Source organism: Streptomyces sp. Ac-502, assembly GCF_045222935.1.
GTDB classification, from domain to species: domain Bacteria; phylum Actinomycetota; class Actinomycetes; order Streptomycetales; family Streptomycetaceae; genus Streptomyces; species Streptomyces monomycini.
The window spans coordinates 4,730,957-4,749,985 of sequence record NZ_JBHFFO010000001.1 but is presented as its reverse complement, the minus strand read 5'-3'; the positions used below and the strand labels follow the sequence as shown (position 1 = coordinate 4,749,985).

Below are 19,029 nucleotides of genomic sequence, written 5' to 3'. Positions count from 1 at the left end.
CCATTGAGGGGCATGGCAGAACCCGTTCGACTGGTGCGGAGCAGGAAGCCCCAGCAGTGCTTCTCAGCAGCGGAATACGCAGTGGAGACAGTGCAAGGCGGGGCGGGTGGCCACGCCTGGTCTTGAAGTGGCGAGTGTGGCGGCGGTGCCGGTGGGTGCGGAGCACAGGACGGCGGTCGGGTAGGACCGGGCCGCGCACGGGTGTGACGGCAGCGGCCGGCGGTACGGGGACGGCGCGCCCGGCGCGGCCCGCGTGCAACGGCGCGCCTGGTTACGGTCCTTGTCCTTCTCGCGCCCGGGATCGCGTTCGTTGTCGCGCCGGTACTGGATGCCCGTGGTGGAGTCGGCCTGGGCGGGGGACACCTGGGTGGGGGTGCCGTGCGCGCCCGGGGGAGCCGCCGGGGTGGGGGTGGGCGCGGGTCCCTGTAGGGGCGCGGTGCCGGCGGCCGTGAGGGACGGGATCTCGCCGCCCTTGGCCGCTGCCGTTCCGGAGAAGAGCAGGGTCAGCGCCACGATGAAGATGCCGAGGACGCTGAGGAGGTTGAGGGGGTGGGAAGTGTGGTGGGGGGAGCGGTTGTTTCGGGGGTGCTGGTGTTGCGGGCTTTCTGGGCGTGTTGGGGCCGTCGTCGTACGGGGGGCCGTTCGCGGGCCGCCGTGCGCATACGGGGCGGCGTTGTCGGAAGCTTGCCGGGCGGGGTAACGGCGGTGCCGGCGGCGGACTTGGTGGCGGACTCGGTGGCGGTGGCCGAACGAGTAGCCGTACGCGTCGCCGCGCGCGCCGCTGTACGGACCGCCGTACGGACCGGCCCCGCGCCCGGCGGGCTGTGCGGACGGTTGGAGGCGGTGTAGTGGGCGGGGTGCCCGGCGGTGTCCGGGCGGGTTTGCAGCTGGGGGAGGCCTTTGCGGCCCGTGAGGCTTTTGAAGTACTTCATGTCTGCTCCCCGGCCACAGACGTACTCACGCCCGCACCCGCACCCGTACCCGCACCCGTATCCGTACGCCCTACACGCCCCACGCGCCCCCTCAGCACCAGCAGCGGTACGAGGCCCAACGCCACGATCCCCCCGCCCAGCGACAGCGTGGAGTAGCCGCCCGTGGCCACGACCAGCCCCGATGCCATGCCGCCCGTGGCGCCGGCGACGGCGATGCCCACGTCGACCAGGCCCTGCGTCGAGGCGCGGGTGGCCAGCGGTACGGCGTCGGTGACGATGGCGGTGCCGCTGACGAGGCCGAAGTTCCAGCCGATGCCCAGGAGTACGAGGGCGGTGGCGAGCGCCGGTACGGAGTGGGCCGGCGCGAGGGCGGCGAGGACGCCCGCGGCGAGCAGGACGATGCCGGAGGCCGCCGCGACGCGCACCCGGCCGACCCGGTCCACCAGCATCCCGGTGAGCGGCGAGGGCAGGTACATCGCCGCCACGTGCAGGGCGATGACGAGCCCGGCCGTCTCGGTCGCGTGGCCGTGCGCCCGCATGTGGACGGGCGTCATCGTCATGATGGCGATCATGACGAGCTGGGTGAAGGTCATGACGACGGCGCCGGTGACGAGCTTGGGGGTGTCGATACGGGCCGCGGGGGCGGCGGGAGCGGTCGCCCCCGCAGGCACGTCCTGCGCCGCCTCCGCGCCGGCAGCGGTGTCCGTCTCCGCCGACGCCTCCTTCGCCTCCGCGAGGCGCCGCGCCAGATGCAGCGGGTCCGGGCGCAGGAACAGCCCCAGCACCACAGCCGCCGCCGCATATGCGACCACCGCCAGCAGGAACGGTCCCGCCAGGCGCGGCACGCCCAGGCCGTACGCGACCTCGCCCGTCACCCCGACCAGGTTCGGCCCGATCACCGCACCGAGCGTGGTGGCGAACAGGACCAGGCTCACCGCACGCCCCCGCCGCGTCGGCGCGGCCAGGTCGGCGCCCGCGTACCGGGCCATCAGGGTCGTCGCCGTACCCGCCCCGTAGACGAGGAGCGACAGGAACAGCAGCCATACGGAACCGAGGCCCGCGGCGGCGACGACGCCGAGGCTGCCCAGCCCGGCGGTCGCGTAGCCCGCGGTGAGACCCGGCCGCCGGCCCCAGCGCTGGCAGACCCGGCCGATGCCGACGGCACCGAGCGCCGCCCCGCCCGTGAACAGGGCGGCGGGCAGGCCGGCCAGTCCCGTCGAGCCGAGCATCTCCTCCGCCAGCAGCGCCCCCACCGTGATGCCCGCGGCCAGCCCGGCGCCACTGAGCGTCTGCGACAGCGCGAGCACGATGAGCACGCGCTTCTGCTCCGGGGGCTCCAAAACTTCTGCTGCTGGATCGCCGTGCGGGCCGTGCGGCGAGGCGTGGGATGTGGCATGTGATGCCGGTGTGCCGGGCCGAGCGCTCATGGGGTCCGTTTCCTCGTTCTCGGGCTGCCCCGAAAGCGCGCTCAGGGCGCGCCGGCAGGCTGGAGCGCCGCGATGTCCCGCAGCGACATGCTCAGCTGGTCGTGCAGGAAGCGCACGATCGTCCAGTGCGGCAGGGCGCCCTCGTCGAAGGGGCCGAACTCGCGGACGTACAGCGGTATCCAGCGCAGGGCCTCCTCGATCGCCTGCTCCCGCCCCGGTTCCTGCTGGTACGCGTCGTAGCCGATGCTGCGGTGCTCGATGAAGAACCGTCCCGGCAGCCGCCGCTCGCACCATTCCCGGTACTCGCGCGTCTGGAGGATGAGGTAGTGCCAGATCTCGTCGATGTCCTGCTCGACGGGCAGGAAGAGACCGCTGAGCCGCTCGCGGTGGCGGGAGACGAGGTAGAGGTAGCGCAGGCACTCGGTGACCTGCCGCTCCACGTACGCGGTCTCGGCGCCGCTCAGCGCCACGAAGTGCTCCACCACTTCGGCGTGCAGGCGCTCACCGAGCAGGGCTACGAGGTCGTCGGTCGTGACGCGCGGTTCCTGCGTCTGCGAGGTCATGGTGCTCCCGGTGTCTTCGGGTGGGGCCGGTGTCTTCGGGTGGGGCCGGTTCGGTCGGTGCGGTCGGTACGGATGTCTTCGGGGCCGCTCCGTGTGCCTCCGAGCCGTACGGAATCGGAGACGATCCGTACGGAACCGGAACTCACCCGTACGGCTTCGGAGCCCGCCCGCACGGATTCGGAGCCCGCCCGTACGGCTTCGGAACCCATCCGTACGAAACCGCATCCCCTCCGTACGGATTCGAGCACGCCGCCTTCAGCCGGCGGCCTGCTCCCGCTCCAGCCACGCGTACTTCCCCGACTTCCCGATCGGAATGTGCGCGCGGTGCTCGACGCGGCACGGAAGGCCCGTCAGCCGCTCCACCCCCGTGCTCAGCGCCGCGGCTTCCGCCGCGCCCACGGGAGCGCCGTCGAAGGTCGTGTACCGCAGTTCGGCGGGGCTGCGTGGTCCGTCGCCGCTCCGGTCCCCGGGCACGTACAGCTGGTGGACGAACACGCGGGACGACGCCGCGCTGACGCAGTCGTCGAGGTCGCCCTGCGCGACCGGCCCCTGGCCGTGTGCCGACGCGAGCAGCTCCTTCTCGCGGCCGCAGAACCGGGAGATCTTCTCCGGGTCCGGTGTGCCGTCGAGCGTGCGCGCGCAGTCCCCGGAGCGGTAACGGATCAGCGGCATGTACGGGTTCCGGACGCTCGACACGATCATGCTGAAGAGGTGGCTGCCCGGCTCCACCGGGACCAGCTCGACGCTCATCTTGTCCAGGTACGGGTGGTACCGGCCGTGCCGGTCGCTGTAGTAGAGGTAGCCCAGTTCGGTGCTGCCGAACAGGTCGATGACCGGGCAGTCGAAGTGCTCGGTCAGGTAGCGCCGCACGTTCACCGGCGTGTACTCGTACGCGTGCACGATGCTCGCCGGGCGCGGGAAGCGGTCCCACAGGCCCCAGTCGGTCACCTTCCGCACGAGGTGCGCCAAGTGGTAGCTGCTGCAATCGAGGTGGTAACGGCCCTGCGGGTGTGCCTGCTGGGCCGTACGGATCTCGTCGAGCATCCGCTCGACGTCCGCGCGCTCCCAGAGGGCCGGGTCGAGCGTGAGGTTGACGTAGAAGGTGCGCTCGTCGAGACGCCGGTCCGCCAGGTCGGGTACGGGCGCGAGCGCGGTACGGCCGTGCTTCTTGGCGTTGACGCGCGCCACGTGCTCGGTGGCCAGCACGGTGGTGAGGGAGACGCGGCGGCACCCCTCGTGCCAGGTGCCGGAGATGTCCGGGTGCTCGCTCCACAGCTGGTAGTACGAGTTCAGCAGGAAGTACGGAGGCCGGATGATCTGCATCCGCGCATGGTTGGTGCCGGTGGAGAGCACGTACTCCGCGGCGCCGGCGGCGAGTGCGTCGGCCAGTGCCGGTGTCATCCAGTTGTCCGGAAATCCCCGGGCGATCTCGGGCTTGTCCAGTATCGGGAAGTGCCCCCGCTCTATCGACGAGCGGTAGATCGGTATGTCCCTTATCCGGTTCACGATGTCGGCGGTCGGTTGTCCCGGCCGGCTCGGCTGGCCTTCCATGGTCACCCTCAGGTCTGTCGTGTCTGGCGGACGGGGAGTGATCGGTGTCGTGGCGTACGAGAACCTGCGCGAAAAGCGTAGGAAGCGAGCGGAACGCGTGGATTCCGCGGAATGGGGTGGCGGGGAGTTGGCCGGAGGTGTGCGGGCCGCCGGCCAACTCCCCGCCCGGAAGGCTCAGCGCCCGGTCAGGAAATACATCCCGTTTTGGGCGCGGCCGAGGTCGCGCTGATGCAGCCGGACTTCGTCGCGCTGATGCAGCCGTCCTTGCCCGCTTCGCGCGGAGAGTTCACGGCGACCCACTCGCGCCAGACGCCGTCCTGGGCCATCTTCTTGATCAGCTGTTCCATGTCCGTCGAGCCTCCGAAGGCAGGGGATGGTGGAAAACGGCGATGATCAGCCACGCGGGTCGCGCGGGTGCCGCTCCCTAGAACGTAAAAGAAGGACCAAGTGATCGTCAAAGGCTCGCAATCCCGGTATGGCTCAAACGTCGACATGGACGGACACTTTGGCTTGATCCTTCCCCTCGTGCCCACAGCTCGCAAGGGATGTGTGGCCGGTAGTAGCCGTCCGCGGCCGATAGGCGTACGGTGCCCTGCTGGTCTGGACCACGGAATTGGTACGCCGTGAACATGACAACAAAAACAGTGGCCGGAACGGTGTGGAGCGGCTTGTTTGCGACAAGGTGGCCGCAAGGTGAACATGCGGTGAACCGTCGAACGCCCGGCGAATCTTCCGAAGCCGTAGCGGAATGGCGCGTGATGTGCGGTGCTTCGCAGGGGTGATTCGGGCGGGTGGCGGTGGGGTTCTCGGGTGACATTTCCGCGCGTATGCGGCGTGAGCCGGTATTCGGTGGTTGCGGCCGCTTCAGCCGGTAGGCGAGGTCTTGTATGTATGCGTGTACGGATTTTCGGACGGGCGTGAACGGGTTCCCGTACCCGCGTTCACGCCCGCGCCTGTTTTCGAGCCCGCTTTCGCGTCTGTTTTCCTTGCGGGGCTCGCGCTTGACTGGCCGTCACATTCGAGGCCCGGTGCCGAGCGTGGCTCCGGATTCAGGGGCCTTGCCTTCACCTTTGCGGTGAACAGCTCCTGGCCGTTCTGGCGCGCGGTAACCCGTACGTGGACGAGCCCGGAGCAGTCGTTCCGCGATGCCGGCCCCGATTCCTCTCCCGGCTCCTCCCCCACTCCACCCCCGATGCTCCCCATTCCGGAACCGATTCCGTCCGGTCGATCACCGTGGCCTCTATCCAGCTCGGTGCGTCCAGTTCGGCGTACCGTGCGAATACGGTGCTCAGGCCGACGGGTATCACCGGCAGCGGGTGGAGTACGGCATGGACGGCCTGGTGCGTGGCTTCCAGCAGCAGCATTCCGGGAGCGTGGTCGACCGGGTGGTCGAAGATGACCGGGTGGGTGGTGTCCGTGCGGAGCTGCCAGCGGTTGCGGGTGTCCGTGGGGGAGAGCACCACGCTCTCGTACTGGGCGCGGGCCACCCGCCGCGGCGCGACCGGCGGCGGCAGCGGCACCGCGCGGGCCATCGCCTCGGAGGCGTCACCGTACGCGCCGCGCAACCGGCGGTAGACGGCCGGAGCGTGGCTGGTGAAACGGGCGACCGCGGTACCGAGGTGGACGCCGTTCCGCGTCGCCTCGACGTCCATGGTCAGGGCGCTCAGGGTGTCGCCGCGACGCCTGATGCCGGAGCAGACGATGCGTAGTTCGATCTCGGTGGGGGCAGTCTCGGTACGCAGCACGCCGGGTTCGAGCGCATAAGTGAAGTGGTCCCAGATCAGCTGGTGTCCGAACGGCACGCGGTAAGCGAGGTGCGAGAGCAGCGGAATGGTCTGCCGGATCGTCTCGACGAGCAGAAGGGGGTCGTGCAGCCGGTTCCTGGAGGAGTAGAAGGCGTGGGCCCGCGGCCATTCCGCGGTCACGACGTGGACGTCCGGAGCCGTCTCCTTCCAACTGGTGAGCAGGACTTCGGACAGCGCCGTCTTGTGTACATACTCCTTGGGCACGGTGGTGGTGAGCGTGCGCGGGCACGGACCGGTGGCAGGAGCAGGTGCGGAGATCTCCGGAAGCCGGCCGGTGGTGCTCATGCGGATGTCCCCCTGAGGAGTGTCTACAGGTCCGGTCCTGTTCGGTCCTGTCTGGTCCGGTCCGGCCCTTTGTGGTCCGTAGTGGTCCGGCCGGGGCTCTCGGGCAGGTCGTCGCCGTCCTGCGGGATGCCCGGCGGCCAACAGGAGCCGCGGTGGGTCCGGTTCGGCTGTCACCGTGTGAGGGCCTCGGCGCTCATAAAATAAATACTATTCTTTTTGTTCGTCGAGGGAGCTGGTGCTGTCCATGCAGGAGCGCGCGGTCAGGACACGTGAGGTCATCCTCCGGGCGGCCGCCGAGGTCTTCGACGAGTTCGGGTTCAGCGGCGCCAGCATCAGCAAGATCATGAAGCGCGCCGGTGTGACCCAGGGCGGGATGTACTTCCACTTCCCGTCCAAAGAAGCCCTGGCCAGGGCGGTTATGGTCGAGCAGAGCGAGGGCTTGCGGATGCCGCCCGGAGAGGACGGCCTCCAGCGTCTGGTCGACATCACCCTGTATCTGGCGGAGGAGTTGCAGTCCAACCCCACCCTGCGGGCGGGCGTCAGGCTCGCGGCCGAGCAGGGGAGTTCGGCGTCCAGGACGACTCCGCGTACCGCATCTGGGCCGAGCAGTTCGGCGGCCAGCTACGCGCCGCGCGGGAGAAGGGCGAACTGCTCCCCGAGGTGAACGTGGACGAGCTGGCCTGGGTCCTGGTCAGCGCCTACACCGGCACGCAGCTCTTCTCGCAGATCTCCACCGGCCGCGCTGACCTGCACAAACGCGTCGTATCCCTCTGGCGCTACCTTCTCCCGGGCGTCGCCGCGCCGGCCGTCAGGCAGCAGGTCGGACTCGCGGCACGGCGGAAGCGGGCGGTGGCCTGAGGGCGGGAAGCGGACGCGTACGGTGACGGGGAAAGGTGTGGCGAAAGGCACGGCTGAGGGCATGGTGCGTGACGTGGCGGACGGTGCGGCGGCGACGGCTCCCCGGCGGGTGGTGGTGACCGGGGCGACCGGGTTCATTGGATCCGCGGTGGTACGGGGACTGCTGGCTTATCCGAATCCGGATTCGGTTTTGCCGCGCTCGATCCACCTTCGCGCCGTAGCTCGCAAGCCGCCGGAGCCCGCCGGGGCCCCGGGTTCCCTTCCGTACCCGGGTTCCCTTCCGCCCCCAGATTCCCTCCCGTTCCCGGGTTCGCTCACGTCCCCAGAATCCCTCACGTCCCCAGATTCCCTCCGGGCCTCGCCCCCGCCCCCGCGGCCGGACACGACCGTCCCCGTCGAATGGGTCACCGCCGACCTCGCCGATCCCACCTCCCTGCGCGGTGTCTGCGAAGGCGCCGACGTCCTGCTGCACCTCGCTTCGGACATCGGCCGGGACGAGGAGCGCTGCGAGCTGGTCAACGTGCGGGGCACCGCCGCCCTCGTAGGCGAAGCGGTACGGGCGGGTGTCGGCCGGATCGTCCAGCTCTCCACCGCCGCTGTGTACGGGGCCGGGCCGCACGCCGGGCCGGGCGTGGGCGAGGTCGAACCCGCGCCGCTCTCCCCGGCGAGCCGCACCCGCCTGGCCGCCGAACGTCCGGTGCTGGAGGCGGGCGGCACGGTGCTGCGGCCGGGCCTGGTGCTCGGCGCGGGCGACCGGTGGGTGGTTCCTGCGCTGGCCGAACTGCTGCACCGGGTTCCGGCGCGCTGGGACGGCGGGCGCGGTCTGCTGTCCGTCGTGGCGGTCGAGGATCTGGCCCGCCTGTTCGCGCGGCTGGCCCTGGCGCCGGAGGCCGTCCCTGGTGGCGTGTACCACGCCAGTCACCCCGTCCCCGTACGCAACGGGGACCTCATGGACACCCTGATCGGCCACGGCGTCCTCCCGCGGCCGGGCGCCACCTCATCTCAGGGCGCCACCTCACCTCAGGACGGCCCCGGCTCCGCCCTCGCCCCCGGTCCCGTCCTCGCCTCCGGACCCGCCCCCGCCCCCGACCTCTCCTGGGACGCGTGCCTGGAGCGCCTCGAAGCCGTCCCCGGCCGGGTGAGCGAGCGGCAGTTCGCCCTCCTGGCCAGGGACCACTGGTACCGCAGCGACGAGGTGTGGAAGGTGGCCGGCTGCGACCCGGGCCCCGGCCCTCTCGTGCGGCTCGCGGAAGCCGCCGACTGGTACCGCTCCCACCTCCAGGCCCGCGCCTGAACCGGCGCCCACCTGCGGACCCGCGCCTGAACCGGCGCCCACCTCCAGGCCCGCGCCTGAACCGGCGCCCACCTCCAGGCCCGCGCCTGAACCGGCGCCCACCTCCAGGCCCGCGCCTGAACCGGCGCCCACCTCCAGGCCCGCGCCTGAACCGGCGCCCACCTCCAGGCCCGCGCCTGAACCGGCGCCCACCTGCGGACCCGCGCCTGAACCGGCGCCGCCTTCGGGGCCGCGCCTGAACCGGCCTTCGCCACTAGACCACGCCTGAACCGACCCCGCCTCCAGGCCCGCGCCTCACCTGCCCCCGGAGCCCACCCTCAGGACACGAACCGCACCGCCGTCAACGTCTGCTCGTCCGGCACCGCCGTCAGCGCCCGGTAGGCGTGTGCCGCCGAGGTCAGCGTCATGTGGTGGTGCCAGCCCGGGAAGGAGCGGCCCTCGAAGTCGTACAGTCCGAAGTCCGTCGCGAGGGTGCGCAGCGTGGCCGTGGGCAGCTGGTGCAGCCGGGCGAGGCCGAGGAGCTGGCCCATGCGGCGGTGCGCCATGTTGGTGAGCCAGATCCGGGACGGCCGGGCGCCGGCCGGTCCGGGCTCCGTGAAGGCGCGGTAGGTGTGGTGTGAGCCGGGCAGGCGTACGGGCGTGGGCGCGGACTGCAGCAGGCGCGGACGTGCGCCCGGGTCACCGGGCATGCCGGGCGTGGCCGGGGTGGCCAGCGCGGTGGCGGCCGGTACGGCGATGACGAAGTCGCGTCCCTGCCGGGCCAGCGCCTCGATGAGCCGTACGGAGTCGGAGTACTCGCTCAGGTCCGCCACGACCGGCGCCGGAGCGCAGGTCGAGCGGGCGGCCTGCGCCTCCACGAGGTCGAGCGCGTGCACCCACATCGGGCGGGGGTGGTTGGTCTCCGCGGCGGGTATGCGGTTGCGGCGCAGCAGCTCGGGGTCGTCGGCCCACTGGGGAGGCAGGAACAGCCGCCAGTCGACGGACACGGCCGCGCTGCCACCGCAGTCACCGGCAGCGGCTGCCCCGGCCGACGCGCCACCGGCCGACCCGTTCGGCGTCGCGCCCGAAGCCGCGCCCGCGGCCCCCGAAGCGGCCGACGCCGACACGGCGGCAGCCGTGGCCGCCTCTCCCACCGGCAGGAACATCCCCATGGCCAGCTGACAGCTGACGGTCCGTCCGGCGGCGGAGTCGAAGCGGCGGTGGACGCCGACGGAGTGACCGCCGCGCTTGGGCAGCACCGCCGGAGCGAGGATCCACGCCCGGGGCGCTGCGGGCTCCTCCGCCCGGCGTACGAGTTCGCGGCGTACCGGGTTCCAGTCCCAGGGGCTGGCGTTGAGGAACTGGTGCAGCGACTGGGAGGCGGTGGGGGAGTCGGAGACGGCGGCGGCCAGCCGGCGTACGGACTTCTTGCCTTCGGTGGTCAGCAGGGCCAGCAGGTACGCGTGGGCCCAGCGGCGCTGGTCGGTACGCGGCAGATGGCCGAAAAGGTCGTCGGCGAAGGCGTCGAACGTCCCGAACGTCTCCGGGTGACCGAACGTTTCGGACTGACCGGATGTGCCGGGCGTGCCGGATGCTTCTGACGTGACGCACGTGGCGGACGTGGCAGCTCTGTCGGAACCGCCGGACGGTCCGGCCGGTGCGGCGGAAGCGGAGCCACCGGAGGCGGCGGCGCGGCGCTCGGGTGCGGCGGGGGCTTCGGTGCGGCCCGGCCTGCGGGCGGTTCCGGTTCGCCCGGCGGGTCCGGTCGAACCGGGGGCCGGGGGACGGCCGGTGCCTCCGTTGCGGGCGGCGGAGCGGCCGTTGCGGGCGGTCCTTCCGGAACCGGCGGGGAGCGTGTCGGTGGTGACGGGAGAGACATCGCGCACACCCGATTTGTCGGACAGACTACGTACTGCGAGCGGGCGACTGGAAGAGAGGGAAGCGGCCAGGGTGTGTGCGGGGGTGCGGGTAGCCGGATGCGCAGTTTCTGTCGTCATGGTGTTCGTTCCCTCCCGTGGTCATCCCGTGAATCGGGCGCCGACCAGCAAAGAATAAAGAACGATCGTTTTTTTTGCGAGCCCACGAGGTCCCGGGCTTTTTTCGTCGTACCAGGAGCCGTCCGGACGCGGCCGGACGGACGCCGAACTACGGGCGGGCGGCGAGGAGACGATCCGTGCGGGCAGGGCCCGGAAACGGGTGCGGGGACCGGCCGGGAGCGGCCCGTGACGGTCCCGCGAGCCGGTACGGACGCACCTCGGGCCGACCGGTGGCGCCGGAGCCCGGCACCGGCCCCCGGGTTCCGCTTCGGCAGCACCCCGCGGACACCTGCGGGCACCCATGGACACCCCGCGGGCACCCATGGACACCCCACGGCCCCTCCGGAACCGCCCCCGCCCCCGAAATCACCCCAAGGAACTGGACGACTGCCCTGAGCCGCCCCCGGTTCCCATACTGATCAAGTCTCCGCCAACTCCCGCCGCGACCGTGCGGCCCGCCAAACCCGCGCCTAGCATGGGCGGTTGGGTGTCACCGGTACGGCGCTGGCAACCGAGGGCGATCACCGAGGCGGGACAATGGCGCGACAGGACCGAGCTGAGCGGACGCGCCGCACCCTGCTGCGGGCCGCCGCCGACGAGATAACCGAGAAGGGGTACGCGGGCGCCTCGATGGCCCGTATCAGCACCGCGGCGGACGTCACGATCGGCGGCCTGACGTTCCACTTCCCGTCCAAGGCGGCGCTCGCCGAAGCGGTCAGGGAGGCCGGCTGCACGCTGACCTGCGGCGCGCTGACCTCCCTCATGGCCGAGAGCAGAATCCCCAAGGCCGCCGCCCGCGGCGGGTTACGACGGGTCGTCACCTTCACCCGTACCCTCGCGCGGCTGCTCGAAGAGGAACCGACCGTACGGGCCGCCGCCCGCCTCGCCTGGGACTTCCCGGAGGACGGCGACACCTGGTACGCGATGTGGCTGCCCTCGCTCAGCGAACTCGTCGAACGCGCCCACCCGGACTTCACCGGCTGGACGACCGCGGAGGCGGTCACCGCCACGGCGGTCTCCGTGGTGACCGGCGCGGAGTTCGCGGCCCGCACCGGCGTACCGCGCGGTGTCGCGGCCGGGCTGTCCCCGACGGCACACGTGGACCGCGTCTGGGGCCTGGTGCTCGGCGCGCGGCCGCCGCTCCTGGTGGGCGGCGACGAGTACCCGGAGAACCGGCTGGCCGGCGCGGACCCGGCGGGCGGGGGCCACGGCGGCGACCACCGGGCGGGCGACCTCAAGGTGCCGGAACACCGGGTGCCCGAGCGCCGGGTGGGGGAGTGCCGGGCGGGCGAAGGCCGGGTGCGCGCCGCGTCACGGTGACATCGACGCCCGACGCCCGACGCCCGACGCCCGACGCCCGAGTTCCGGTGACACCGCCGCCCAGACGCCCGCCGCCCGCCTCCCGAGCCCCGGTGCCACCGATGCCCGACACCGACGCTCGCCGCCCGATGCCGTACGGCACCCGCTCGTGGAGCCCCCGGCGAGTGATCGGCAATTCCGTCGCGCCCCCACTATGGGCCGTGGCACCATCGCTGCCATGCCTGGACTGCCGGAGTTCATGACGCCCGACCAGCTCGCCGCCCGCACGTCACGTGCGCTGGACGCAGCGGTCGCCGCCGGGCGTGAACGGGGTCTGACGGTGACCGACGCGACCGTGCTGCACGACATGTTCTCCGTCGTCGTGCACCTCGCTCCCTCGCCCGTGGTGGTCCGGGTGCCGACCGTCCTGCCGCCGTACGCCGACACCGGCGTCCAGGCGGCGCGTCAGCGGCTGGAGCTGGACGTGGTGGCCTGGCTGGCGATGCGAGGTGTCCCGGTGATCCCGCCGAGCCCGCTCGTGCCGCGGGAGCCCGTGGTGCGCGACGGGTTCTCGATGACGTTCTGGCAGTTCGTCGAGCAGGACGGCGGCGAAGGGCGGGAGCCCGATTACGTACGCAACTCCCGCCTGACGGCCGACCTGCACGCCGCACTGCGCGCCTACCCGGGCGAGCTGCCGTTCCTGTCGGCCGCCGAGCCGCGGTTCGCCACGGAGGCGCTGGCCGCCCTCGAAGGGCGCACCGACCTCATCGAGCCGGCCGATCTCGACCGCGCGCGGCGGGAGTGGGCGGTGCTGGAGCCCCTGGTCGGTTCGCGTGCCGCGTTCGAGGCGGAGTTCCCCGGCGTCGCCTTCCAGCCGATTCACGGGGACGCGCCCGCCGTCAACATCGTCGCGGCCAAGGGCGGCGACCTGTACGCCGATTTCGAGCTGACCACGCTCGGGCCGGTCGAGTGGGACATGGCGGCCCTCGGCCCCGAGTGCGAGGCCGCGTACGACGAAGCCGCGTGCCGCCTCGGCCTGCGGCAACTCGACGAGCGCGCGCTGCGTTGCGTCAACGCCGTCGGCATGATCCGGGTGGTGGCGTGCCTCGCGCTCGCACCGCGGCTGCCCATGCTCGTGGAGGCGCTGAAGCCCGCCGTCGAGCACTGGCGGACGCTGCCGTTCGCCGGCGGCCTGCGGGGCTGAGGCCTGAGGGCCCGGGTGCGGGCCCGCCCCCGCTACCGCCCCTCGGCAACTTCGTGAAGTCGTTCGCGATCCGCCCCGCGGGGCGAGAAACATAGCGAACATTCTTTATTGTCCTGCTGTCACCCGCACTCCCGTCCCGTCTCCCCGGGGGCCAGTCCCTTGTCCGTGCCCGCATCCCCCACCGCCGTTCCGCCGCCCCTCCCCGGGCGGCCGACCAGCACTCAGGAGGCGTGGGTCGAGGACCTGTGCAGACACCTCTTCGTCTCCTTCACCAGGGCGGATCACCACATCAAGGGCGAGCAGTACCTCCGCGGGCTGCTCACCGCCCCGGGCCGCAAGTCCATCCGCAACATCGCCCGGACGCTGGACGACACCGGCGCGGCCCAGCGCCTCCACCACTTCATCTGCAACGCCCCGTGGAGCTGGCGCACCGTCCGCGAAGCCCTCGCCGACTACCTGATCGCCCTCACCCGCCCGCGCTCGTGGGTCGTGCGGCCGATGCTCATCCCCAAGTCCGGCACGAACTCGGTCGGTGTCCACCGCCGCTTCGTCCCTGCCACCGGCCAGCTGGTCAACGGCCAGCTCGCCTACGGACTCTGGTACGCGGGCCAGGCCCTCAACGTCCCCGTCGACTGGAGCCTGCACCTCCCGCCGCCGACCGCAGGACTCCCCGTCCCCGACGACGACGGCGTGGCCCAGATACTCGAACTCGTACAGCGGGCTGCGAAAGCGGCACCCGGAGTCGCCGCCCCGGTCATCTGGGACAGCCAGATGCGCCACGCGGGGGAAGTGATGAGCGCCCTGGCCCCGCTCGGTCTGCCCGTCATGGCCCGCACGCCCGGCTCCCTCCCGCTCCAACTGGTGGACCGCAGTGGGCGTCCGACGCGCCGCAGCGCGCTTCCTGCGCAGCGCGTGCTGGCCGCCCCGGAACGCCTGGGCCTCCAGGTCCACGACGTGGCCCCCGGTGTACGGGCCGTGCTGGCCCGGGTCGTGCCCGTACGGCCGGGCGTGGGCGGGCTGAGCGGTGAGAGCAGTGCGCGTGGTGAGGCGGGTGAGCTGATGCTCTACGCGCAGCGGTACGAGGACCCCGAAGGCCGTGAGGGCCGCGGCGGGCCGGGTGCCCGCGCGGACTTCTGGCTGACGACGCCGACCCGCAGGTCCCCGGCCGACCTGCACCAGTACACGAGGACCGCCGGGTACGTGGCGCGGGACAGCGTCCGCATCGGCGGCCGAACGGGACTGCGGGACTTCGAGGGCCGGTCGTACGAGGGCTGGCACCGCCACATGACGCTGGCCTCGGTCGCGTACGCCGTCCAGTCGCTCACCGCGCTCGACGCCGTACGGGCGGAACGCGGCCCGCACCAGCGGCTGCACGCGGTCCCGCGCCCGTACGCCTACGCTCCTGCGCAGCCGTACCACGCCTCCCCGCAGCGCGCGGGCGGACCGCCCCTCACCCTCGTGGGGTGAAGGGCGGTCGCGTACGGCGGGCCAAGGCGGGCTTGGGCGGTGTCAGCCGCCGATCGTCCAGCTCAGGGTGCCGTCGGCGGTGGCCAGCGTCGCCAGGATGATCAGGTCGACGGCACCGAGGGCCATACCCAGTACGGCACGGAAACGCCGCGTGGTGTTACGGGCCAGGGCCAGCGCTCCGAGCACGAGGGCGCAGGGGCCGAGGACGACGTTGGCGACCAGGGTGCCGACGAGGCCGAGGACGAACGCGGCCACGGCCATGCCGTCGGCCTGCCCGCGCGGCGAACGGCGCTTCTCCGGCCCAGCCGGGGACTTGGCGTCCGGCTCGGTGGCGGGGGCGGCGGTGCGGCGGGTGTCCGTGTCGGTGTCGTGCGTGTTGTCGCGGTCGGTGTCGTGATCGGTGATGAGGGGGTCATCGGGATGCTCCCTCGGTCTTGTCGGAGTGGTGGCGGCGCTCGCGGATGAAGAAGACGAGCAGCCAGCAGCTGATGGCCACTGCCGCGATGATCGTGACGGGGACCGGGAGGTGTGCCGCGGTACCCACCAGAACCCCCAGCAGGAGGAGGGCTGCGACAAGGAAGAGCATGATCTGCCTTTCCATTCTGGAGGACAGTTGTTCACTCAGGTTCCCACTGTAGGGGTGGAGAAACTCGGAGCACAGTTGTTTACTGGATGGCATGAGTCACAGCGAGTCCGGCGGTGTCCGGCAGGCCCAGAAGCAGCGCACACGACGGGCCCTGCTCGACGCGGCGCTCGGCCTGCTGGAGGAACAGAGCCTGAGCAGCCTGGGGTTGCGCGAGGTGACGCGCGTGGTCGGCGTCGCCCCCACCGCCTTCTACCGGCACTTTCGTGACCTGGGCGAACTCGGAGTCGCGCTGGTCCAGGAGTCGTTGAGCAGCTTGCACACGACCGTCCGCGCGGTCCTCGCCGAACAGGCCGGCGAGGAGGAGCGGATCGACCACACGGTGGCGGTCGTCGAACGGTACGTACGCGAACAGCCCGCGCATGTCCGCTTCATCGCCCGCGAACGGCACGGCGGCGTACGGGCCGTACGGCAGGCCATAGCGGGTGAACTGGACCGGTTCGCGGCGGAGGTCGCCGCGGCGCTCACGTCGCAGCCGGTGTCGGAGGGCTGGAGCGACGAGGACGTACGGATGCTGGCGGAGCTGTACGTGGACCGGCTGGTGATGACGGCCTCCGCGTTCCTGGACGTACGGGACGGCGGCGACCAGGACACGGAGCGGTGGCGCGCGGTCGCGCGTACTGCGCGGAGGCAACTGCATCTCATCAGCGTGGGCCGTCGGCACTGGCGCGATGCCGTTTCCTGATCGGCGTTTGTTCGCTGCTGATCAACTGGTGCCATAGTCAAGCCATTTGGCTCAATTGTCAGTGGGTGGGTCTAGCGTTTGCCGTGGGTCAACTACGCGAGTAGCGGGAGGCGGACGCGATGTCGGACGAGAATGCCCGGCCACCGATGGCGTGGCGGTACTGCGGGAACCAGATCAAGCTGTGGCGCGGGCAGGCGGAGGTGAGTCGGGAGGAGTTGGCGGAAGAGGTCGGCTATTCGGCCGAGTATGTGAAGTCGATGGAGCAGGGGCGGCGGAAGCCAACGGTTCATCTGCTCCGGGTGGCGGACCAAATGTGCCGCGCTCGTGGGATGCTGACGGCGGCGGAAGAGTACTTGCAGCCGGACAAGTTCCCGTCGTACTCCGCGGATTACATGAGGTACGAGGCCGATGCCCTCGCCGTCAACTCCTACCAGGCGCAGCTCATCCCTGGGCTTCTCCAGACTGAGGCGTACGCGCGGACGCTGATGGAGGGCCGATGGCCGCCGGCGGACCGCGAGACGATCGAGCAGCGTGTCGCGTTCCGAATGGAGCGTCAGGCGCTACTGGACAGGGAGACCCGGACATTCACCTTCGTGATCAACGAGATCGCGCTGCGACATGTCGTGGGCACCAAGAAGGATCATGGGGAACAGTTGCACCGGCTGCTCGAAGCAGGGGAGCGGCGTAACGTGATCCTCCAGGTTCTGCCTCTCAGGGACGGCGCAAGCCCGGCGCTCTTCGGCCCGTTCAACTTGCTGGAGACACCGGAGCATGACCGGATCGCCTACGAAGAGGGTCACCTGGGGGGTGTGCTGTGCGCCGACCCGGAGAGGGTTAACCAAATCAGTCAGAGGTACGAGCTGCTTCTCCAGATGGCCTTGCGCGCCGAGGATTCGGCTCGATTCATCGAGAAGCTGGCGGAGGAACTGTGAACGGTGACCTTGTGTGGTTCAAGAGCAGCTACAGCAACGACGACGGGGCCGACTGCGTCGAAATATCCACCACCCTGACTGCAATCCGCGTCCGGGATTCCAAGGACCCGCAAGGCCCTCAGCTCGCGTTCACCGTGGCCGCCTGGTCCGACTTCCTCCTCGGTGTGAGGGGGTAGCACGCCAGCCCCAGTAGCGCGGCGCTGAAGTGGCCGATGTCGGTGAAGGTGAGGTGGTCGAAGAGGGGGCCGTGTAGAAGAGGAGGACGCCGGCCGCGTACACGTAGCGCAGGGGGCGCCAGGGGATGCGGTACGTGAGGACGGCCGCGACGCCGGCCAGCGCGTAGCTGACGCCGACGTCCAGGGTGTTCACGGCGGAGTGGGGTGCCGCGTCCGTGTGGATGGCGAGGGCGAGGACTCCCTCGCTCAGATACGTGGCGCCGATGTGGGCGACGCCCATGACCGCGAGCCAGCGGCGGGTGCCGAGCCAGCGTTCGGCGGGGACGTGGAAGATGTTGAAGACGACGACGTAGAGGGGCCAGCCGCCGCCGTCGAGCCACAGTGCGCTGGTCAGCAGGACCCGTCCGGGTGAGAGCAGCAGGTTGTGGATGTTGGTGGAGCGGCGTTGCAGGACGTGTTCCAGGATCTCGGGGGTCAGCTGGTGCATGATCACCGACGTCCCGAAGAGGATGCCGAGCCAGACGAACGTACCGGGGGCCCGGTACACGTACGACCGGATCGCGCGGGGTAGAGCGGCCGGGCGGAGCGAAACGGTCATGGCGCATGTATACGGCACGCGCTCCGCCGTGCTCGGCAGCCACCCGGCCGCCCGGCCGGGCACGCCGCGTGGCCTGCGGTACCGCGCGCGGCCCACCCCGGCGGGTGGCGCACCCGGAGGACGCCGCACCCGGAGGACGCCGCACCCGTGGGGCGCCGCACCCGGAGGACGCCGCGCCCGGGCGGCGAGGGCCTCGGCGGGTGTGGCGCAGGACACAGCGACGGTCGAAATAACCGGGGAGCGCATCCCCGTTTAACCGGATGTCCGACTGAAGCGGGGACTCGCTCCCCGCTTCGCCCAGCCCAGAGAGGAACGTGCCGACATGACCGCCACCCGGTCCCGCACCCGCGTCCCCGGCGCCTGCGCGGCGACTCCGCCGCACCGGCTGCGGGCGGACGCCGTGCGCAACAGGGAGCGGATCATCGGCGCGGCCCGTGAGGCGATGGTCGAGTTCGGGGCGGAGATCCCGCTCGATGAAATCGCTCGACGGGCCGGTGTCGGCAATGCGACGCTCTACCGTCACTTCCCGGATCGGCTGGAGCTGATCCACCACGTCACGCTCTCCGTCATGGACCGCACCGCGGACAAGGCGGAGTGCGCGCTCGCCGAGGAGCCCGATGCTTTCCAAGCGCTGAGGCGCTTCGTCTTCGCCGCGGTCGAGGAGCGGATCGGTGCCCTGTGCTCGCTGCTCTCGGACGGCGTCGACAAGGACCACCCCGACCTGCACGCAGCGCGTGAGCGTCTGGAGGGGGCCGTCGAGGCCCTGATGGACGCCGCACGCGACAGCGGCCAGCTGCGTACCGACATCGCCGTCGGTGACCTGATGGTCGCGCTCACACAACTCACGCGGCCGCTGCCCGGATGGGGGCACCCCCGGACGGAGTCTGGGGGAGGCTGTACGGACTTCGACCGTTTCGTGTACCGGCACCTGGTGCTGTTCCTGGACGGTCTGCGGGCGCCCGCGCGTTCGGAACTGCCCGGCGCGGCGGCCACGCTGGAGGACCTCCGGCACGGCTGACAGCCGACGGCCCGAACGCGGCGCCCTCCCCGTAGGGGAACCCCGGCGACCCACGACCGACCTGCCGGCCGGTGGGTTCGTCGTCCCTGCCGACCCTCCGTGCGGAGCGCCGGAGCGCCGCCACGTGACCGTAGCGGCACCGCCGACGCGCCTCGGCCATACACGCAAGCGACCAACACGTGATCAATACGTACTGAACACCCGATCAACACCACAACGACACCGTTTTTCCACACAACGGCACCGCGGCCACGGATCATCACGCCCTGCCCGCGTC

At 71.3% G+C, this 19,029-nt stretch carries 17 protein-coding genes and 2 pseudogenes; 10 read left to right on the top strand and 9 right to left on the bottom strand.

What is annotated here, in order from left to right; translation table 11 throughout:
- Positions 1–63: 63 nt before the first annotated feature.
- Positions 64–513, bottom strand: a complete 450-nt coding sequence (locus ACEXOX_RS21280) for a hypothetical protein (protein WP_406522544.1) — start codon at positions 511–513, stop codon at positions 64–66.
- A gap of 192 nt (positions 514–705) precedes the next feature.
- On the opposite strand from ACEXOX_RS21280, the gene ACEXOX_RS21275 reads away from it, so the two are divergent.
- A complete protein-coding gene (locus ACEXOX_RS21275) occupies positions 706–849 on the top strand; it encodes a hypothetical protein (protein ID WP_406522542.1) in 144 nt (47 codons plus the stop codon).
- Positions 850–928: 79 nt separating this feature from the next.
- On the opposite strand, the gene ACEXOX_RS21270 is transcribed toward ACEXOX_RS21275, so the two are convergent.
- From ACEXOX_RS21270 to ACEXOX_RS21250, 5 genes are all read right to left on the bottom strand, one after another.
- Complete coding sequence (locus tag ACEXOX_RS21270) at positions 929–2,239, bottom strand: MFS transporter (protein WP_406526420.1); 1,311 nt, start codon at positions 2,237–2,239, stop codon at positions 929–931.
- Between the two features lie 161 nt (positions 2,240–2,400).
- Positions 2,401–2,922, bottom strand: a complete 522-nt coding sequence (locus ACEXOX_RS21265) for a hypothetical protein (protein ID WP_406522540.1) — start codon at positions 2,920–2,922, stop codon at positions 2,401–2,403.
- Between the two features lie 255 nt (positions 2,923–3,177).
- Positions 3,178–4,473, bottom strand: a complete 1,296-nt coding sequence (locus ACEXOX_RS21260; protein ID WP_406522538.1) for a hypothetical protein — start codon at positions 4,471–4,473, stop codon at positions 3,178–3,180.
- A 185-nt stretch (positions 4,474–4,658) separates the two neighbouring features.
- Positions 4,659–4,820 (bottom strand): hypothetical protein, encoded by a 162-nt coding sequence (locus tag ACEXOX_RS21255; protein ID WP_167745480.1) that lies wholly within the window; start codon positions 4,818–4,820, stop codon positions 4,659–4,661.
- A gap of 717 nt (positions 4,821–5,537) precedes the next feature.
- Positions 5,538–6,563: a ScbA/BarX family gamma-butyrolactone biosynthesis protein gene (locus tag ACEXOX_RS21250; protein ID WP_406522536.1), complete on the bottom strand. Its 1,026-nt coding sequence runs from the start codon at positions 6,561–6,563 to the stop codon at positions 5,538–5,540.
- 244 nt (positions 6,564–6,807) lie between these two features.
- Between ACEXOX_RS21250 and ACEXOX_RS21245 the strand changes: the two are divergent.
- Both ACEXOX_RS21245 and ACEXOX_RS21240 read left to right on the top strand, forming a co-directional pair.
- Positions 6,808–7,421, top strand: a pseudogene (locus ACEXOX_RS21245) (ScbR family autoregulator-binding transcription factor).
- A gap of 61 nt (positions 7,422–7,482) precedes the next feature.
- The gene (locus ACEXOX_RS21240; protein WP_406522534.1) at positions 7,483–8,715 is read left to right on the top strand and encodes an NAD-dependent epimerase/dehydratase family protein; all 1,233 of its coding nucleotides are present in this window, start codon (positions 7,483–7,485) and stop codon (positions 8,713–8,715) included.
- 317 nt (positions 8,716–9,032) lie between these two features.
- Here ACEXOX_RS21240 and ACEXOX_RS21235 read toward each other — a convergent pair whose 3' ends face one another.
- Positions 9,033–10,580: a transposase gene (locus tag ACEXOX_RS21235; RefSeq protein WP_406522532.1), complete on the bottom strand. Its 1,548-nt coding sequence runs from the start codon at positions 10,578–10,580 to the stop codon at positions 9,033–9,035.
- A gap of 687 nt (positions 10,581–11,267) precedes the next feature.
- Between ACEXOX_RS21235 and ACEXOX_RS21230 the strand changes: the two genes are divergently transcribed.
- The 3 genes from ACEXOX_RS21230 to ACEXOX_RS21220 all read left to right on the top strand — a co-directional run bounded on the left by ACEXOX_RS21230 (position 11,268) and on the right by ACEXOX_RS21220 (position 14,700).
- A complete protein-coding gene (locus tag ACEXOX_RS21230) occupies positions 11,268–12,050 on the top strand; it encodes a TetR family transcriptional regulator (RefSeq protein WP_406522531.1) in 783 nt (260 codons plus the stop codon).
- Positions 12,051–12,267: 217 nt separating this feature from the next.
- The gene (locus ACEXOX_RS21225) at positions 12,268–13,233 is read left to right on the top strand and encodes an aminoglycoside phosphotransferase family protein (RefSeq protein ID WP_406522530.1); all 966 of its coding nucleotides are present in this window, start codon (positions 12,268–12,270) and stop codon (positions 13,231–13,233) included.
- 165 nt (positions 13,234–13,398) lie between these two features.
- Positions 13,399–14,700, top strand: coding sequence for an IS701 family transposase (locus ACEXOX_RS21220; RefSeq protein ID WP_406522529.1), 1,302 nt, complete (start codon positions 13,399–13,401; stop codon positions 14,698–14,700).
- Positions 14,701–14,742: 42 nt separating this feature from the next.
- On the opposite strand, the gene ACEXOX_RS21215 is transcribed toward ACEXOX_RS21220, so the two are convergent.
- Positions 14,743–15,105, bottom strand: a complete 363-nt coding sequence (locus ACEXOX_RS21215) for a hypothetical protein (protein WP_406526419.1) — start codon at positions 15,103–15,105, stop codon at positions 14,743–14,745.
- A gap of 272 nt (positions 15,106–15,377) precedes the next feature.
- Here ACEXOX_RS21215 and ACEXOX_RS21210 point away from each other — a divergent pair, with 272 nt between their 5' ends.
- From ACEXOX_RS21210 to ACEXOX_RS21200, 3 genes are all read left to right on the top strand, one after another.
- A complete protein-coding gene (locus ACEXOX_RS21210) occupies positions 15,378–16,028 on the top strand; it encodes a TetR family transcriptional regulator (protein WP_406522527.1) in 651 nt (216 codons plus the stop codon).
- Between the two features lie 119 nt (positions 16,029–16,147).
- On the top strand, positions 16,148–16,960 hold the full coding sequence (locus ACEXOX_RS21205; RefSeq protein ID WP_406522525.1) for a Scr1 family TA system antitoxin-like transcriptional regulator: 813 nt from the start codon (positions 16,148–16,150) through the stop codon (positions 16,958–16,960).
- Entirely contained in the window at positions 16,957–17,136 is a 180-nt protein-coding gene (locus tag ACEXOX_RS21200; RefSeq protein WP_406522523.1) for a DUF397 domain-containing protein, read from the top strand. Before ACEXOX_RS21205 ends, ACEXOX_RS21200 begins: the two co-directional genes overlap by 4 nt.
- Here ACEXOX_RS21200 and ACEXOX_RS21195 read toward each other — a convergent pair.
- A pseudogene (locus ACEXOX_RS21195) lies at positions 17,079–17,734 on the bottom strand (rhomboid-like protein). The gene ACEXOX_RS21200 and the pseudogene ACEXOX_RS21195 overlap by 58 nt on opposite strands.
- 322 nt (positions 17,735–18,056) lie before the next feature.
- Between ACEXOX_RS21195 and ACEXOX_RS21190 the strand changes: the two are divergent.
- Positions 18,057–18,752, top strand: coding sequence for a TetR/AcrR family transcriptional regulator (locus ACEXOX_RS21190; RefSeq protein ID WP_406522521.1), 696 nt, complete (start codon positions 18,057–18,059; stop codon positions 18,750–18,752).
- The last annotated feature ends 277 nt before the right edge of the window (positions 18,753–19,029 follow it).

Excerpts from the sequence above, each read along its gene's own strand:
- ACEXOX_RS21265 (WP_406522540.1), bottom strand. The coding sequence starts at position 2,922 with ATGACCTCGCAGACGCAGGAACCGCGCGTCACGACCGACGACCTCGTA.
- ACEXOX_RS21260 (WP_406522538.1), bottom strand. The coding sequence starts at position 4,473 with ATGGAAGGCCAGCCGAGCCGGCCGGGACAACCGACCGCCGACATCGTG.
- ACEXOX_RS21255 (WP_167745480.1), bottom strand. The coding sequence starts at position 4,820 with ATGGAACAGCTGATCAAGAAGATGGCCCAGGACGGCGTCTGGCGCGAG.
- ACEXOX_RS21250 (WP_406522536.1), bottom strand. The coding sequence starts at position 6,563 with ATGAGCACCACCGGCCGGCTTCCGGAGATCTCCGCACCTGCTCCTGCC.
- ACEXOX_RS21240 (WP_406522534.1), top strand. The coding sequence starts at position 7,483 with ATGGTGCGTGACGTGGCGGACGGTGCGGCGGCGACGGCTCCCCGGCGG.
- ACEXOX_RS21230 (WP_406522531.1), top strand. The coding sequence starts at position 11,268 with ATGGCGCGACAGGACCGAGCTGAGCGGACGCGCCGCACCCTGCTGCGG.
- ACEXOX_RS21225 (WP_406522530.1), top strand. The coding sequence starts at position 12,268 with ATGCCTGGACTGCCGGAGTTCATGACGCCCGACCAGCTCGCCGCCCGC.
- ACEXOX_RS21210 (WP_406522527.1), top strand. The coding sequence starts at position 15,378 with ATGAGTCACAGCGAGTCCGGCGGTGTCCGGCAGGCCCAGAAGCAGCGC.
- ACEXOX_RS21205 (WP_406522525.1), top strand. The coding sequence starts at position 16,148 with ATGTCGGACGAGAATGCCCGGCCACCGATGGCGTGGCGGTACTGCGGG.
- ACEXOX_RS21190 (WP_406522521.1), top strand. The coding sequence starts at position 18,057 with ATGACCGCCACCCGGTCCCGCACCCGCGTCCCCGGCGCCTGCGCGGCG.